At 60.1% G+C, this 15,747-nt stretch carries 15 protein-coding genes; 10 read left to right on the top strand and 5 right to left on the bottom strand.

Translation table 11 applies throughout. The features are described 5' to 3' along the window. The first annotated feature begins 19 nt into the window (after positions 1–19). Positions 20–1,897 carry a sensor domain-containing protein gene (locus GGD50_RS06660; protein WP_181316090.1) on the top strand — a complete coding sequence of 626 codons (1,878 nt, stop codon included), beginning with the start codon at positions 20–22 and terminating at the stop codon, positions 1,895–1,897. Here the strand turns inward: GGD50_RS06660 and GGD50_RS06655 are convergent. Further along, positions 1,860–2,882, bottom strand: a complete 1,023-nt coding sequence (locus GGD50_RS06655) for a YeiH family protein (RefSeq protein WP_107109010.1) — start codon at positions 2,880–2,882, stop codon at positions 1,860–1,862. The genes GGD50_RS06660 and GGD50_RS06655 overlap by 38 nt on opposite strands. Positions 2,883–2,998: 116 nt before the next feature. Here GGD50_RS06655 and GGD50_RS06650 point away from each other — a divergent pair, with 116 nt between their 5' ends. Further along, on the top strand, positions 2,999–3,880 hold the full coding sequence (locus GGD50_RS06650; protein WP_107109009.1) for a LysR substrate-binding domain-containing protein: 882 nt from the start codon (positions 2,999–3,001) through the stop codon (positions 3,878–3,880). Positions 3,881–3,939: 59 nt separating this feature from the next. On the opposite strand, the gene GGD50_RS06645 is transcribed toward GGD50_RS06650, so the two are convergent. Then, positions 3,940–4,749: a DeoR/GlpR family DNA-binding transcription regulator gene (locus GGD50_RS06645; protein ID WP_107109008.1), complete on the bottom strand. Its 810-nt coding sequence runs from the start codon at positions 4,747–4,749 to the stop codon at positions 3,940–3,942. A gap of 333 nt (positions 4,750–5,082) precedes the next feature. On the opposite strand from GGD50_RS06645, the gene GGD50_RS06640 reads away from it, so the two are divergent. The 6 genes from GGD50_RS06640 (at position 5,083) to GGD50_RS06615 (ending at position 11,642) form a co-directional block, all read left to right on the top strand. Beyond that, positions 5,083–5,961: a choline kinase family protein gene (locus tag GGD50_RS06640; protein WP_107109007.1), complete on the top strand. Its 879-nt coding sequence runs from the start codon at positions 5,083–5,085 to the stop codon at positions 5,959–5,961. A gap of 9 nt (positions 5,962–5,970) precedes the next feature. Then, positions 5,971–8,418: a GcvT family protein gene (locus GGD50_RS06635; protein WP_107109006.1), complete on the top strand. Its 2,448-nt coding sequence runs from the start codon at positions 5,971–5,973 to the stop codon at positions 8,416–8,418. A 15-nt stretch (positions 8,419–8,433) separates the two neighbouring features. After that, positions 8,434–9,147 (top strand): inner membrane-spanning protein YciB, encoded by a 714-nt coding sequence (locus GGD50_RS06630; RefSeq protein ID WP_245407499.1) that lies wholly within the window; start codon positions 8,434–8,436, stop codon positions 9,145–9,147. 89 nt (positions 9,148–9,236) lie between these two features. Continuing rightward, positions 9,237–9,938 carry a uracil-DNA glycosylase gene (ung, locus tag GGD50_RS06625; RefSeq protein WP_107109005.1) on the top strand — a complete coding sequence of 234 codons (702 nt, stop codon included), beginning with the start codon at positions 9,237–9,239 and terminating at the stop codon, positions 9,936–9,938. Between the two features lie 140 nt (positions 9,939–10,078). Then, a complete protein-coding gene (locus tag GGD50_RS06620) occupies positions 10,079–11,011 on the top strand; it encodes a VOC family protein (protein WP_107109004.1) in 933 nt (310 codons plus the stop codon). A gap of 13 nt (positions 11,012–11,024) precedes the next feature. After that, the gene (locus tag GGD50_RS06615) at positions 11,025–11,642 is read left to right on the top strand and encodes an alpha/beta hydrolase (protein ID WP_107109443.1); all 618 of its coding nucleotides are present in this window, start codon (positions 11,025–11,027) and stop codon (positions 11,640–11,642) included. Between the two features lie 30 nt (positions 11,643–11,672). Here GGD50_RS06615 and GGD50_RS06610 read toward each other — a convergent pair whose 3' ends face one another. Next, complete coding sequence (locus GGD50_RS06610; RefSeq protein ID WP_107109003.1) at positions 11,673–12,110, bottom strand: hypothetical protein; 438 nt, start codon at positions 12,108–12,110, stop codon at positions 11,673–11,675. Positions 12,111–12,317: 207 nt separating this feature from the next. On the opposite strand from GGD50_RS06610, the gene GGD50_RS06605 reads away from it, so the two are divergent. Next, a complete protein-coding gene (locus GGD50_RS06605) occupies positions 12,318–13,223 on the top strand; it encodes a DMT family transporter (RefSeq protein ID WP_245407498.1) in 906 nt (301 codons plus the stop codon). Positions 13,224–13,284: 61 nt separating this feature from the next. Then, a complete protein-coding gene (locus tag GGD50_RS06600) occupies positions 13,285–13,674 on the top strand; it encodes a RidA family protein (RefSeq protein ID WP_107109441.1) in 390 nt (129 codons plus the stop codon). 85 nt (positions 13,675–13,759) lie between these two features. On the opposite strand, the gene GGD50_RS06595 is transcribed toward GGD50_RS06600, so the two are convergent. Beyond that, positions 13,760–14,341, bottom strand: coding sequence for an NAD(P)H-dependent oxidoreductase (locus GGD50_RS06595; protein ID WP_107109002.1), 582 nt, complete (start codon positions 14,339–14,341; stop codon positions 13,760–13,762). Continuing rightward, on the bottom strand, positions 14,338–15,747 hold the full coding sequence (locus tag GGD50_RS06590; protein ID WP_107109001.1) for an FAD-binding oxidoreductase: 1,410 nt from the start codon (positions 15,745–15,747) through the stop codon (positions 14,338–14,340). Before GGD50_RS06590 ends, GGD50_RS06595 begins: the two co-directional genes overlap by 4 nt.

Genomic DNA, 15,747 nt, shown 5'->3' with positions numbered 1-15,747 from the left:
CGAAGATATCGTTGAAATTATGCAAACTTTCCATGTGTCCGAAGGGGGTTCGAACTCGGTGGAAGAGACGGTATCAGGGCGATCCGAACAGGAGTTCCAAGATCTCTTGAGGAGGCTGGAATTGGCGCTGGAGACGTCCCAAATCGGCGTCTGGGAGCACAATCTGAATGAAGAGGAATTGCTCTGGGATACGCAGATGCACAAGCTCTACCAGACCGGCCGTACCGACCGCAAAGTGTCGTCTGCGATCTGGCTGAGCGCTCTTCATCCTGACGATGTCGAGCGGGCAATCGCCGAGTTCGAGACAGCGATTACGGAAAAGGGTTTCTATAACTCGCAATTTCGCATCATCCTGCCCGAAGGGAAGATACGCTATCTGCGCTCGCGGGCCCATTTTTACGAGGGACCTGATGGCGCGCCGTCCTTCATCGGTGCGGAGTGGGACGTCACGGCTGATGTCCTGATGAACCGCGAGCTGAGCAACCAGAAAGCAGTCGCGGAAGCTCGCGCAATCGCGCTGGAGCAGAGCCGTGCTGACATCGAACATGCCGCCGACCACGACTATCTGACCGGCCTGCCCAACCGCCGCTACTTCGATCGCCGATTGGCGGAACTGTGCGCCGATGCTACCGTCAAGACGCTGGCCGTCCTCCATATCGATCTCGACTGTTTCAAGCAGATCAACGACAAATGGGGGCATGCGGCTGGCGATCTGACGCTGCAGAATGCGGCGGTGCGGATTTCCGGGGCGATAGCGGCTGATGATATGGTCGCCCGCATTGGCGGCGACGAGTTCGTCGTGATGCTGGTCAATCTCGATAGTGCCGATGAACTCAGAACCATTGCCGATGATATTCTCTGGCGGCTGCAGCGTGATGTTCGCTTTCATCATGAAATGCTGCAGGTGGGAGCTTCGATCGGTGCAGCGTGGAGCGCTGTCGGCAGCGCCGGCAATCTGCTGGCGGAATCCGATATCGCTCTCTATCAAGCCAAGAAATTCGGCCGCAACCGCGTCGAGTTCTTCACGCCGAAACTGCAATCCGATCTGCAGGCAGAACGGCAATTGGCAGAGGAATTGCGGCTGGCGCTGACGCGGCATGAAATCGTGCCTTTCTACCAAATCCAGGTGGATGCGCGTAGCCGACGGATCGTGGGACTGGAAGCTCTGGCCCGATGGTGGCATCCGGAGAAGGGGCTGCTGGCGCCGGCAGCATTCCTCAAGGTGGCTGAGGAATACGGGCTGACGGCAGAGATCGATGCGGCCATCTTGAACCGCGCACTGTTCGACCGTGCCGCCTGGGCTCTGCAGGGCCTGACGCCGCCGCGTATCGCCGTCAACATCTCGGGAAGACGTCTGGCCGATCCGCACCTGATCGAACGGCTGCAGGCTCAGAATATCCCAAGCCATGCCATTGCCTTCGAATTAGTCGAGACGATCTTCCTCGACGATCCCGACGACAAAATGCTCGCCAATATCGACACAATCAAAAAGATGGGTATCGAGATCGAGATCGACGATTTCGGCTCTGGCCATGCCTCACTGATCGGCCTTGTGAAGCTGAAGCCGAAGCGGCTGAAGATCGACCGGCAGTTGGTGACGGCAATTACCGTCTCGGACGAGCAGCGCCGCATGGTGGGTGCGATCGTGGAAATAGCAAGAGCGCTCAACGTCGAGGTCATCGCCGAGGGCGTCGAAACCGAGGACCATGCGCGGCTCCTCGCGCGTGCCGGTTGTGACGGACTTCAGGGCTATGCGTTCGGTTATCCCTCGCCGGGGAATGAGATCGCCGTACTGCTGGCATCGGCTCAGAAGCCAGATCCGAAGCGGGCTTCCGACAATTCCCACGGCAATGCCGGACCTACTGGATTTGCAGAGCGGCAATCAGCCCATAGCTGATGACGCCAAGCGTCAGCAGCGATAGCGTAGCTGCGGTGATTACCCGGCCGCCGGCATGCGCAACGGAGCGAATGTTCACCGACAGGCCGAGTGCTGCCATCGCAATCACCGTCAGGATGTTGGAGATCACAGCCATCGGCGTGACCAGCGCGTCCGGGATCAGGCCGAAAGAGCGCAGGGCCATCAGCCCCAGAAAGCCGCAGATGAACCAGGGAACCAGCGAGTGGCGATGGCCCGTGCGGCTATCCATCCCTGCCGTTTCGGTCTTGGTGAGGATACCGAGCAGGAAGATGACAGGCCCAAGCATCAGCACGCGGACCAGCTTGACCAGAGTGCCGGTCTGTACCGCAAGGAGGCTGATCGGCGCAGTGGCGGCAAGTACCTGTGGCACGGCATAGACGGTCAGGCCGGCCAGCACGCCATATTGCGGCACGCTCATGCCGGCGTGGAAATAGAGCAGCGGCAGCAGGAAGACGGCGGCGATGCCGAGCACGGCGGTGAAGGCAAGAGCGGCGGCAATTTCTTCCGAACCGGCCTCAATGACCGGGGCAACGGCGACAATAGCCGAGTTGCCGCAGATGGAGTTGCCGCAGGCGATCAGTGTCGCCAGTTTCGGCGGCAGGCCGAGCAGCCGGCCGATCGTGTAGGTGGCCGCGATCGACAGCACGACAACGATGGCGATGCCGGCGATCAACCAGACACCGGCGCCACCGATGGCCGAGAGGCTGATCGAGGCGCCGAGCAGGACAATGGCGATTTCCAACAGGATCTTGGCACTGAAATCGATGCCGGGGCGCAGGGCGGGCTTCAGCGGCTTTACGGTGCAGACGACGATACCGAGCGCAATGGCGAGCACCAGGCTCTCGATCCACCGACCGCCGAGAATACCGATCTCAATGTGCTCGCCCGCATAGGCGAGAAGGGCTACGACGCCCGTCAGGGCAAGGCCGGGGAGGATAATATTGGCGCGGTGGAAAAGGGACATGCGGAACCGCCGTTCGGCTATTTAGAATTTGCTATGAAGAGAAAGTCTCACCTCCTGTTGTCGACATCCATCGAATATTATCCTATGTTTCGTTCGATTAATTAGAATGATTTCCCATGACCTTCGAGCAACTCGCCATTTTTGTCGCCGTCGCCGAGCGGGAACATCTGACCCACGCTGCACAGGCCATCCATTTGACGCCCTCGGCCGTCAGCGCGGCCATCAAGAACCTCGAAGGGTATTACGGCGTCGAGTTGTTTCACCGTGTCGGCCGGCGGATCGAGCTGACGGAAACCGGCCGGACCTTTCTCGGCGAGGCGAAGGCGACGCTGGCTCGGGTGCGATCGGCGGAGCTCATGCTTTCCGAACTCGGTGGCCTGCAGCGTGGCCGGCTCAGCCTGCGTGCCAGCCAGACCATCGCCAGCTACTGGCTGCCACCCGTGCTGATGCGCTTTCACCGTGACTATCCCGGCATCGAGCTCGATTTGACGATCGGCAATACACGCACGGTCACCGAGGCAGTCATCGAAGGCACGGCCGAATTGGGCTTCGTCGAAGGGGAGGTGGATACGCCGGCCCTGTCGATGAAAGTCGTTGCACCGGACGCGCTTGTCATCGTCGTGCCGCCAGATCATCCCTGGGCCGACGGCCGGAGCCTGTCGGTTGACGATCTTGCCACCGGTACATCGTGGGTGATGCGCGAAGAAGGTTCGGGTACGCGGTCCGAATTCGAAAATGCCATCATCAAGCTCGGCACCTCACCGCATGATCTCAGCGTGGCACTGGTGCTGCCGTCGAATGAGGCCGTGCTGTCGGCGGTCTGTTATGGGCAGAGCGCCACGGCGATTTCCAGTGCGGCGGCCATGGCTTATCTGCAACGGGGATTGCTGGTGCGGGCCGCCTTCGACCTGCCGGTCCGCAGCTTCCGTCTGCTGCGCCACAAAGAGCGCCATGCCAGCAAGGCGGCGCTGACCCTGGAAGCCATGTGCAGGAGTTAAGTAACAATAGGAATAGGGGAGCGCGCTGTTCCGGAATGGCGAAAGCTGAACCGCTCTGGTTAGAGCTGTTCCATCCGGCGCTGATTGGCGACGACGAGATCGATCTCGTTGCGGTCGAGCATGGCGCGGATATCTGGGGGCGGCAGGTCGTCGGTGACCATCATATCGTACATGGCGGGATCATCGATGACGATCGGGGCGCTGCGGCCGAATTTGGCGCTATCAGCGACGATGATGCGGTTTTCGGAGCGGCGTGCGGCTTCGCGGGAATATTCCGCCTCCTCCAGATCGTGCAGCATGAAGCCGGACACGGCGTTAACGGCGCCGACGGACAATATGGCATGGCGAACGTTGAAGCGGCGGAGGAAGTTGGTCGCTTCCGTGCCGAAGGCGCCGCCGTCATGGCTGCGCAGCTCGCCGCCGGCGAAGAAAACGCGATTGCCGTTGCGGGTCGCGAGCGCATGGGCGACCGAGACGGCGTTCGTGACAATGAACAGGTTCTGATGTTTCTGGAGCGCCACAGCGATGAAGGCCGTCGTGGAGCCTATGTCGAGGAAGAGCGTATCGCCGTTCTGGATCATTGCCGCGACGCGGGCCGCGATCATGCGTTTGGCCTCGGCATTCTCGTTCATCCGGAAATGCAGCGGCTGCTCGATGATCGAGTCCTTGATATGAACGCCGCCGTGCACCTTGGTGACGAGGCCATTGGCCTCCAGGCTGCGGATATTGCGGCGGATGGTCTCCTCCGAAACCGCCAGCCGCTCGGCGAGAAACTGAATACGGCTTGCGCCGCCCGCGAGCCGAAGCTCCTCCAGGATCTCGCGTTCCCGATGGTTCGAATGCAGCGGCACCTGCGAGATGTCCGACATGGTATCGATCCTAGCTAAGGCATGATCCCAAAACGTGCGAAGCGGCTTGCGGATAAGACCATGCCTGATCAAACATCTGGAGCGGGATAACGACTCAAACGCAAGTCATCTCGTTCCAATCACCTCGAGATTGAATTTTTAAGTCAAATCTCACTTACGGTGAAGCTTTCTGTTGAAAATATCCATAGCCTAATAGGGATTAGACCTTATTCCCCGCAAAATCCAACAAAAAACCAAATGAGCGTTTCATTTTGTGGCTAGTTCTTGACAGTTCTCCTTTTGTGAGGAACCTTTTACATCCAAAAGACGCGCGATTTTAGCGCTGGAGGAGGGATGATCGTAACGCCCGAAGACAAGATACAGGCTCTTGGCATTTGGCGCGGATCGATCGATATCGCTCCGCTCGTGGGCGGCATCACCAATCGCAACTACCTGGTCACCGATAGCGGCCGGCGTTTCGTGGTCAGGCTCGGGACGGATATCCCGGTTCACCACATCAGACGTGCCAACGAACTGGCCGCGAGCAAGGCTGCGCATGCGGCGGGATTGTCGCCCGCTGTCGTTCATTCCGAGCCAGGCGTTCTCGTGCTGGACTATATCGACGGAAAGCCGCTGGTCGCGGAGGATATTCGCGACCCTTTGATGCTAGCGCGCATCGTACCGCTTGTCCGTTCCTGTCACCAGAATGTTGCGAAACACTTTCGCGGCGCAGGGGCCATCTTCTGGGTTTTTCATGTGGTATGCGACTATGCCGCCCTTCTCGAAGAGGGCGGTAGCCGTCATGGAGCATTGCTGCCTTCCTTCCTCGATATCGCCGAGCGACTGGAACAGGCCGCGCGACCCTTCGACATCGTTTTCGGCCATAACGATCTTCTGCCCGGCAATTTCCTCGACGATGGAACAAGGCTTTGGCTGATCGATTGGGATTATGCCGGCTTCAACACGCCGCTCTTCGATCTCGGTGGTCTTGCTTCCAACAACGAATTCTCCGAAAGCCAGGAAACGGCGATGCTGGAAGCCTATTTCGAGGCGCCGGTGAGCGACGAGCTACGTCGGCGCTATCAGGCAATGAAATGCGCTTCGCTGTTGCGCGAGACGATGTGGAGCATGGTTTCCGAAATCCATTCCCGTATCGACTTCGATTATTCAGCCTATACGAGCGAAAATCTGGCGCGATTTGAACGTGCCTATCAATCATTCCGGAATTCTTGAGGTGATGCGATGAAAGAACTGCCCCAAACAGCGAAGGCGGTCGTCATCGGCGGGGGTATCGTCGGCTGTTCGACAGCCTATCACCTTGCCAAGCTCGGGCTATCAGACACGGTCCTGCTGGAGCGAAAGAAGCTGACCTCGGGCACGACGTTCCATGCCGCAGGCCTTGTCGGGCAATTGCGTACCAGCGCCAATATCACCCAGATGCTCGGCTATTCCGTCGATCTCTATAAGAGGTTGGAGGCGGAGACGGGGCTTGCCACCGGCTGGAAGATGAACGGCGGCCTGCGCCTTGCCTGCAATGAGGAACGCTGGACGGAAGTCAAGCGACAGGCGACGACGGCGCAATCCTTCGGGCTGCAAATGCATCTGCTGACGCCGAAGGAGGCCTTCGATCTCTGGCCTCTAATGGATATAGACGATCTGATCGGTGCCGCCTATCTGCCGACCGATGGGCAGGCCAATCCCTCCGATATCACCCAGGCGCTGGCGAAGGGCGCGCGCATGGCCGGTGTTTCGATTTTCGAGGACACCGAAGTTCTCGATCTGGAGATCGATAAGGGCAGGATTCGCGCTGTCATCACCGACAAGGGCCGCATCGAATGCGAGCGTGTTGTGGTCTGTGCCGGGCAGTGGACGCGCAGCTTTGCCGCGCGCTTCGGCGTCAACGTGCCGCTCGTCTCCGTCGAGCATCAGTATCTCATCACCGAATCCTTCGGCGTCCCCTCCAACCTGCCGACGCTGCGCGATCCCGACAGGTTGACCTATTACAAGGAAGAGGTCGGCGGATTGGTGATGGGCGGCTATGAGCCGAATCCGATCCCCTGGGCGATCGACGGCATTCCCAAGGAGTTTCATTACACGCTGCTCGATAGCAATTTCGGTCATTTCGAGCAGATCATGGAGCAGGCTCTGATGCGCGTGCCGGCGCTGCAGACGGCGGGCATCAAGCAGCTTCTGAACGGGCCAGAGAGCTTTACGCCCGATGGCAATTTCATCCTCGGCGAAGCGCCGGAGCTTCGAAACTTCTTCGTCGGTGCTGGCTTCAACGCCTTCGGCATAGCGTCAGCGGGCGGGGCGGGCATGGCGCTTGCCGAATGGGTTGCAAAGGGCGAACCGCCCTATGATTTGTGGCCCGTCGACATCAGGCGTTTCGGCCGCCCGCATTTCGATACGGACTGGGTGCGCACCCGCACGCTGGAAGCCTATGGCAAGCATTACACCATGGCCTGGCCGTTCGAGGAGCATTCGAGCGGCCGCCCCTGCCGCAAGTCGCCGCTCTATGATCGGCTGAAGGCGCAGGGCGCTTGTTTCGGCGAAAAGCTCGGCTGGGAGCGTCCGAACTGGTTCGCCGACCTTTTTGCCGGCGAGGAGCCGAAGGATATCTACAGCTACGGCCGCCAGAACTGGTTTGCTGCGGTCGGTCGTGAGCATAGGGCGGTGCGCGAGGCGGCGGTGATCTTCGATCAGACGTCTTTTGCGAAATTCGTGCTGAAGGGGCGAGATGCCGAAGCGGCGATCTCCTGGATCGCGTCCAACGACGTCGCCAAGCCGGTTGGCGCGCTGACCTACACGCAGATGCTGAACGACAAAGGCGGCATCGAATGCGATGTCACCGTGGCGCGCGTCGCCGAGAACGAATTTTACATCACGACAGGCACGGGCTTTGCCACGCATGATTTCGACTGGATCGCCAGGAATATCCCGGCCGAGATGCATGCCGAACTGGTGGATATCACTTCTGCCTATTCAGTGCTGTCGTTGATGGGGCCGAATTCGCGCAGAGTGCTGGAATCCGTCACCTCGAACGATGTTTCGAACGCCGCATTTCCGTTCCTGCGAGTGAAGACCATCGGCATTGCCGGCTGCCCGGTTCGAGCGCTGCGCATGACCTATGTCGGCGAACTCGGCTACGAGCTGCATGTGCCGGTGGAATATGCGGCCACGGTCTACGATGCGCTGATGGCGGCCGGGCGTCATCACGGATTGATCAATGCCGGCTATCGCGCGATCGAAAGCTGCCGGCTGGAAAAGGGCTTTCGTGCCTGGGGTTCCGACATCGGTCCCGACCATACGCCGGTCGAGGCAGGGCTCGCCTGGGCGGTGAAGATGAAGAAGAACATCGCCTTCCGCGGCCGGGAGGCCATCGAGCGGCAGTTGGCTTCGGGGGTGAAGAAGTTGTTCGCCTGCTTCGTGCCCGACGATCCCGAAACCGTGTTGCTCGGTCGCGAGACCATCTATCGCGACGGCCAACGCGTCGGCTGGCTGTCGAGCGGCGGCTATGGCTACACGATCGGCAAGCCGATCGGTTACGGCTATGTCCGCAATGCGGATGGGGTCAGCGAGGATTTCGTGCTTGGCGGCCGATACGAACTCGACGTTGCCCAACGCCGCGTGCCCTGCCAGGTGTCGTTGAAGCCGCTCTATGACCCGCAAATGGCGCGGGTTAAGGGGTGATTACGGAAAGATTGAGTGCCATCTCTTGATGTCGATGGCTGGTGGCTTTATGACCGTTACAGAAGTCGCGACAAGGGCCGAAGTGCGGTGAAAAGCTTTTTCGATGCGGTCAGGCTACTGCTCGCCGATTTGGCCTCCAGCCTATTTTTCGTCGTTCTGCTTTCCCTCACGCATAATGCGACCCTTTCGGCTTGCTCGGCGATAGCGTTTGGCCTTGTCCAAATCGGAATACAATACCTTCGACGGAAGCCAATCGATACCATGGAGTGGCTGAGCCTCTTTCTGGTCATTGCTGCAGGCGCGGCAACGCTGCTGACGGACGATCCGCGTTTCGTACTATTCAAGCCGAGCGTTATCTATTCGATTGTCGGCGTGGTGATGCTTAAGCCGGGCTGGATGAATCGGTATCTGCCGGCTATTGCCCGCGCAGTCGCGCCCGATGTCGCTACTTATGTGGGCTTTGTCTGGGCTGGCCTGATGTTCCTGTCCGCTGCGCTCAATGTATTCGTTGCCACAGCCTTTGATCTATCCATATGGGCGGTCGTCATGCCGGCCTTCGGTATTGGCAGCAAAGTGGTGCTGATGCTGGCCGGATTTGCCGCGATCCGCTTCACGGTGAGGCGACGCGTACGTGCCATGCCGGAGGCCGAACGCGAAGCGTTGCTGATCTCGACGGGGGAGAGAGTGCAATCGCCGTCTCTGGCGACGTCCGCCGCCGGAAAGCTGTGATCTGCCTGCCGCAATGGAAGTCCTTTTCTTGACACGCTGGCGCTTTCATCCTCAATCGACATGCTGACGAAAGATGGAGGCGAGGGACGATGGCGGAAGCGGGCATCAAGCTGGAGGAAAGCTGGAAAGAGGCGCTGTCACAGGAATTCGTCAGCCCCTATATGCAGCAGCTCAAATCCTTTCTTGTCGAAGAGAAACAGCGCGGCAAGGTGATTTTTCCGCGCGGCAGCGAATATTTCCGGGCCTTGGACCTGACGCCGCTCGATGAAGTGCAGGTCGTGATCCTTGGACAGGACCCCTATCACGGCGTCGGGCAGGCGCATGGGCTCTGCTTCAGCGTTCGCCCCGGCGTGCGTATCCCGCCGTCGCTCGTCAATATCTACAAGGAACTGGAAACCGATCTCGGCGTCCCGCCGGCGCGTCACGGCTTTCTCGAAAGCTGGGCGAAGCAGGGCGTGCTTCTGCTCAACAGTGTGCTGACGGTAGAGGAGTCACAGGCCGCCTCGCATCAGGGCAAGGGCTGGGAACGCTTCACCGATGCCGTCATCCGCCGTGTCAACGACGAATGCGACGGCGTGGTTTTCATGCTCTGGGGCTCCTACGCACAGAAGAAGGCCGCCTTCGTCGATACCGAGCGGCACCTCGTGCTGAAAGCCGCACACCCATCGCCACTGTCGGCGCATAACGGCTTCCTCGGCTGCCGGCATTTTTCCAAGGCGAACGCTTATCTGGCAGAACATGGCAAGGATCCGATCGACTGGGCTTTGCCGAGCGATCCGGGTAATGGCTGATGTATTGAACGACCGCCATTTGTCGTTCAATAATCGGAGACAATCCGTTTGGCTATTGGGGGCTATCGAAAAACGGGCTGTGGGACCATCTTCTGCTCATGAGAAACGCCTGCCGTTGCGGGCGAGACAAGGGGTTAAAGATGCTCAATCAGATCAAGGGTCTTCACCACGTTACCTCGATGGCGGAAGATGCCCGCACCAACAATAAGTTCTTCACGGACACGCTTGGCCTGCGCCGCGTGAAGAAGACGGTCAATTTCGACGCGCCGGATGTTTATCACCTCTATTACGGTGACGAGATCGGCACGCCCGGCACGATCATGACCTATTTCCCGTTCCCGAAGATGGCTCGCGGTCGTCCGGGCACAGGCGAAGTCGGCAATACCGTTTTCTCCATTCCGGAGGGCGCGATCGGCTATTGGAGCGAGCGGCTTGGCAAGCAGGGCGTCGAGGCTCTGAAGGCTGATGAATCCTTCGGCCAGAAGCGCCTCCATTTCGCTGGTCCCGATGGGGACGGTTTCGCGCTGGTCGAGGTCAAGAATGACGATCGTCAGCCCTGGACGCATGGCGGCGTCGATGCCGAGCATGCTATCCGAGGCTTCCATTCCGTCGCCATGCGGCTAAGGGACGAGGGCGCCACGGCCGAGCTGTTGAAATATATGGGTTATGAAGTCGTCGATACGCATGAAGGCGTCAAGCGGCTGGCTATCCCCGGCGGCAATGGTGCCGATTTCGTCGATCTCGAAACCATGCCGAACATCGGCCGTGCACTTCCCGGTGCGGGTTCCGTCCACCATGTTGCCTTTGCCGTCGAGAACCGCGCAAAACAGCTCGAAGTGCGCAAGGCGCTGATGGATACGGGATATCAGGTTACGCCGGTTATCGACCGTGACTATTTCTGGGCGATCTATTTCCGTACGCCGGGCGGCGTGCTGTTCGAAGTCGCTACGAACGAGCCCGGTTTCAACCGAGACGAAGATACGGCCCATCTCGGCGAGGCGCTGAAGCTGCCGGAACAGCACGCTCATCTGCGGGCACTGCTCGAGCAGCATCTCGAACCGCTGGACGCTTAAACAGGGGGTGATCATGACGAATACGACCTATGTGCACCGGGTGAAGCCCGGTGCACCCGGCAAACCTATTCTGTTTGCCCTCCACGGCACGGGCGGCGACGAGAACCAATTCTTCGATTTCGGCAGCCGCCTGCTGCCGGAGGCGACCATCGTCTCGCCGCGTGGCGACGTTTCGGAACATGGCGCAGCGCGCTTCTTCCGGCGCACGGGCGAGGGCGTCTACGACATGGCGGACCTTGCCCGGGCCACCGAGAAGATGGCCGCCTATGTGAAGAGCCTGGCCGTCGACCACGGCGCCTCGCAGGTGCTTGGTCTCGGCTTTTCCAACGGCGCGAATATTCTCGCCAATGTGCTGATCGAACACGGCGATCTCTTCGATGCCGCCGTGCTGATGCATCCGCTGATCCCGTTCCAGCCGCGTGACAACGCCAAGCTCGACGGCAGCCGGGTTTTGATCACCGCTGGGGAACGCGATCCGATCTCGCCGGCGCCGGTGACCAAGGCGCTCGCGGATTATTTCACGCGGCAGAAAGCCGAGGTGACGCTGGAGTGGCATTCGGGCGGCCACGATATCCGCCCGAATGAGATCGAGGCGATCCGCGGCTTCTTCGCGCCATATGCTCAAGTGTGAATGAAATCGGGCGCATGGCGGTACCGACTGCTATGCGCCCGGTCGCATCCCGAGGAGTTCCAGCATCGTCTTCGCCTGGACTTCGGCTGCGCGCCGTCCCGCTTGATCGATATAAGCGGACCCGCAGAAATGGTTGAGATTCTCGGTGTCGGTATTGTCCAGCTCCGCGTGTCTCGAATTCACGATGACCATGCGCCAGGCGCAGCCGCGGATACTGTCGGGCTGGATGGCATTGTCGCAGCCTGTGCTTAGGCAGAGTGCGACCTTTCGCTGGTTCTGATATTTTCCCTCGGTCGCAGCGTCGTATTCGCTCTTCCACATATCGCGCGTGTGCCGGCAATTGCCGGGATCGCCGCTTTGGCTACATTCCGTTGCCGTATTGACGTAGCTTTCGGCAGCCGGCCATAGCGGGGCGTCGACCAGGCTCACGCAGCCGCACGCAAAAAGCCCTGCCAGCAATAGCTGCATTGATTCCCCCTCTGCCGAATATTCGGTACCCTAAAGACATACGGAATATCCGCAAGACGCAAGCGCTGGTTTGGGCCGAGATGGGCGTGGCGGTTCTGCAGCCGCGACACCTCCTCTCTCATCAACGACATTTTGCGCCGCAGGCATCGCTTGTGGGCTCTCCTGGTGCTCGCTAATAGTCTAAGCCTAAAGGGTTCGGAGGGATTCGTGGTGACGCTGGCGGAGCAGCAGCAATATCGGCTGGGCGTGATCTACGTGGCGGCTTCAGCCCTGGCGTGGTCGACTTCCGGCCTGTTCGTCCGCCTGATCCACGCGGATCTGATGACCATCCTCTTCTGCCGGGGTATCGTCTCCGGGCTCGGCGTCTTCACGCTGTTTCTCTATATCGAGCGCGGCAGGGCCTGGCGAATTCTTCGCTCCATGCGCTGGCCGTCGCTGGCCGCAACGGTGTTTTCCACCACGTCCATGATCAGCGGCATCGGCTCGATCTATTATACCTCCGTCGCCGATGCGATGGTGATCTATGCGACGGTGCCCTTCGTCACCGCGGGCGTCGCCTATGTCTTCATCAAGGAGCGCCCAAGCATGGCGACGCTGGTCGCCAGCGTCGTGGCGCTCATCGGCGTGCTGGTCATGCTCTCCGGTGAGGTAAGCGGCAACGGGGGCGGTGGTTGGCTCGGCAAGGGCCTGGCCTGCGTCATGACGTTGTCGGTCGCCGGTCTCGCTGTTGTCATGCGCCAGCACCGGGATGTGCCTATGCTGCCAGCGATGGCCTTGTCCGCCTGGCTCTGCTCGTTCATCACCTTCTGGTTCGCTTCGCCGGCGATGGTGTCCGGGCATGATCTCGGCCTGATCATCGCCTTCGGCATCATCCAGAACGCCATGGGTCTCAGCCTTTATACCTTCGGCTCGCGGCTGATCCCGGCCGCCGATGCCAGCCTGCTGACCTCGCTCGAGGTGCCGCTGACGCCTCTGTGGGTCTGGATATTCCTCGCTGAACGGCCATCGCAGGCGACGCTAATCGGCGGCCCGATCGTGCTTATCGCGCTCTTTGGCCATATCCTGCTGGAAGTGCGGCGAAACCGGGCGGTGGAGCCGGCGCAAGCGCTCTGAACGGCTTGCCCGGCTGCCGGTGAAATGCTGAAATCGGCGCGACCAATGGGAAACGATGCCGATGAAGAAAACTTTCAATCCGCCCTCCGTTCGCCGCCCCTTCGGCAACTATAATCACGGCCTGCTGGTGCCATCAGGCGCGAGTCTGCTGGTCACATCAGGCCAGCTCGGCATTGCCCTCGACGATAGCATTCCACCAGATGTCGCTAGCCAAGCGGAACTCTGCTTCGAGGCGATCAAGGTGATCCTCGATGAAGCCGGCATGGACTTCTCCGACGTGATCCGCATTTCCGGTTTCGTCACGAAACGCGAGGATTTTCCTGCCTATATGGCCGTGCGCGACCGCTATATACTCGATCCGAAGCCGGCCTCCACGCTGATCATCGTCGGCGGATTTACGCGGCCGGAGTTTCTGGTCGAGGTCGAGGTGACAGCGGCGAAGGTGATGTAAAACACCTGCAGCAAGCAGTTGGTTAGGCTTAGGACTCGATGCGGATGGGGATCGGCGGCGAGGTGATTTCACCGATGGGTGGCAGCTAAAAGCGCTCCATCTCCCGCTTCACTCTCTCCAAAAAGCGCTTTCTCGTCTCGTCCGTGGAGCGGTTCATGTCGTAATGGGCGAGGAAGACGACGGGGGCGAAGGGTTTGATCATGGCGCGGAGCATGCGCTTGATGATCTTCTTCGGCGGATTGCCGACGATGAAGGCGCGGAAGGGATCGGCGCCATAGGTCATCACGGCCCCGAGCTTGCGGATATGCCGCAGCTTCGAGGTCACCTTGCCATTCACCAGTTCGAAGGTGACGCCCGGCAGCCAGACGCGGTCGAAATAGCCTTTCAGGATCGCTGGAAAGCCGAAATTCCAGACCGGGGTGACGATAACAAGTGCTTCCGCCCATTGCAGGCGCTCGACATAGGGTTTCACCGCCTCGGTATTTTCCGGATAGTCGTGATAGATCATCCGGTCGTGGCGGGAGAGTACGGGGTCGAAGCCCTCGGCATAGAGGTTGCAGTCGTCGACCTCATGGCCGGCCGCTTTCAGGCTCTCAATCGTCTGCCGGTGCAGCGCCGCGCCGAAACTTTCTTCGACGGGATGCGAATGGAGGACGAGAACCCTCATGAGGCCTCCATCAGCGCCGCAAGACCAGGAAAGAGATAGTTCTCGCCGGCCGTGAAGTCGAAGTCGGGATTGTCCCAGGCGATCATCTTGCCGGGGTTCAGCAGGCCCTTCGGATCGGTTTCCTTCTTGAAAGCGAGCTGGACGGTATCCGTCTGCTTCATGCCGCCTTCCTCCAGCGTATAGCGATGCGGATTGAAGATCGGGCAGCCGTGATCCTGATGGATGCGAATGATCTCTTCCAGCCGCGCCTCCGACGTATAGCGCACCAGCGGCAGGCCGGCGCACTGGATCTCGCCGTCGAACCTGATGAACTCGAGATGGCCGGGCACTTCGTCGCCGAAGATCTCGACCATTTTCTGGACCTTGGCGACGTGATCCGGACTCGGATACTGCACTTGCAGATAGGTGATGCTCGGGTCGACTTTGATGGCGCGCAGCGTCGTGTGGTTCCAGGCGAGTTCATAGGCATGCGGAATGCCCTTCATGCTCTCGACCTTGTCGGAGCGGAAGGTGATTTCGCCCTTTTGCTGGCTGGTGAAGGCCAGGAACGGGTCCACGGCATGCGGCGCGATCATCAGCGCCACGATCGATTGGCCCTGACGGATATAGGGCTTGTGGCGAGAGAAATAGTCATGGGGGATGGGCGCTGCGATCGGCGCGATTTCCTTGACCAGGATGCCGTTGCATTTGGCGAGCGCATCCGAGAAGCGCACGGCGTCCATGAAATCGTCGTAGCCGACCAGCACGTCCACCCAGTCATAGGCCGGGGCGAGCGGCATTTCGATCTCAGTGATGATGCCGTTGGTGCCGTAGGCATGGCTGACCTTGGTCAGGTCCCAGCCGGTGAGGTCAAGCACACGCGGCTCGGCCTCCATGGTGACGACGCGCAGGCGCAGGATATTGCCGATATCGCGCAATCCGCCCCAGGTGATCGAGCCGACGCCGCCGGAGCCGCCGGCGATGAAGCCGCCGATCGTCGCCGTCTGCGCGGTCGAGGGATGGAAGCGCAGTTCCTGGCCGGAATGCGCCTTGGTCTGGCGGTCGAGCTCGGCGATGACGATGCCGGGTTCGCAGATGACGCGGCCGGGATGGATTTCCTTGATCTTGTTCATGCCCGCGAGGTTTAGCACGATGCCGCCGGAAAGCGGCATGGCCTGGCCGTAATTGCCGGTGCCGGCGCCGCGCGGGGTGACCGGCACATCATGGGCATAGGCGACCTTCAGCGTGCGGATCACCTCTTCCTCGGTCTTCGGCGTCACGACGAGATCGGCGGTGACATTGTCGAGCTGCGCCTTCAGGATCGGCGAATACCAGTAGAAATCCCGGCTCTTCTGGCGCACCAGCGCCGGATTGTCTTCGACGGCGATGCCTTCGAGTTCTTTTTTGATGAGCTGATAATCCGGCAT

This window comes from Martinezella paranaensis, from assembly GCF_014200235.1.
In the GTDB taxonomy this organism is placed as follows: domain Bacteria; phylum Pseudomonadota; class Alphaproteobacteria; order Rhizobiales; family Rhizobiaceae; genus Rhizobium; species Rhizobium paranaense.
Note: the sequence above shows the minus strand (reverse complement) of the source record. Positions and strands in the feature narration are given on the sequence as shown.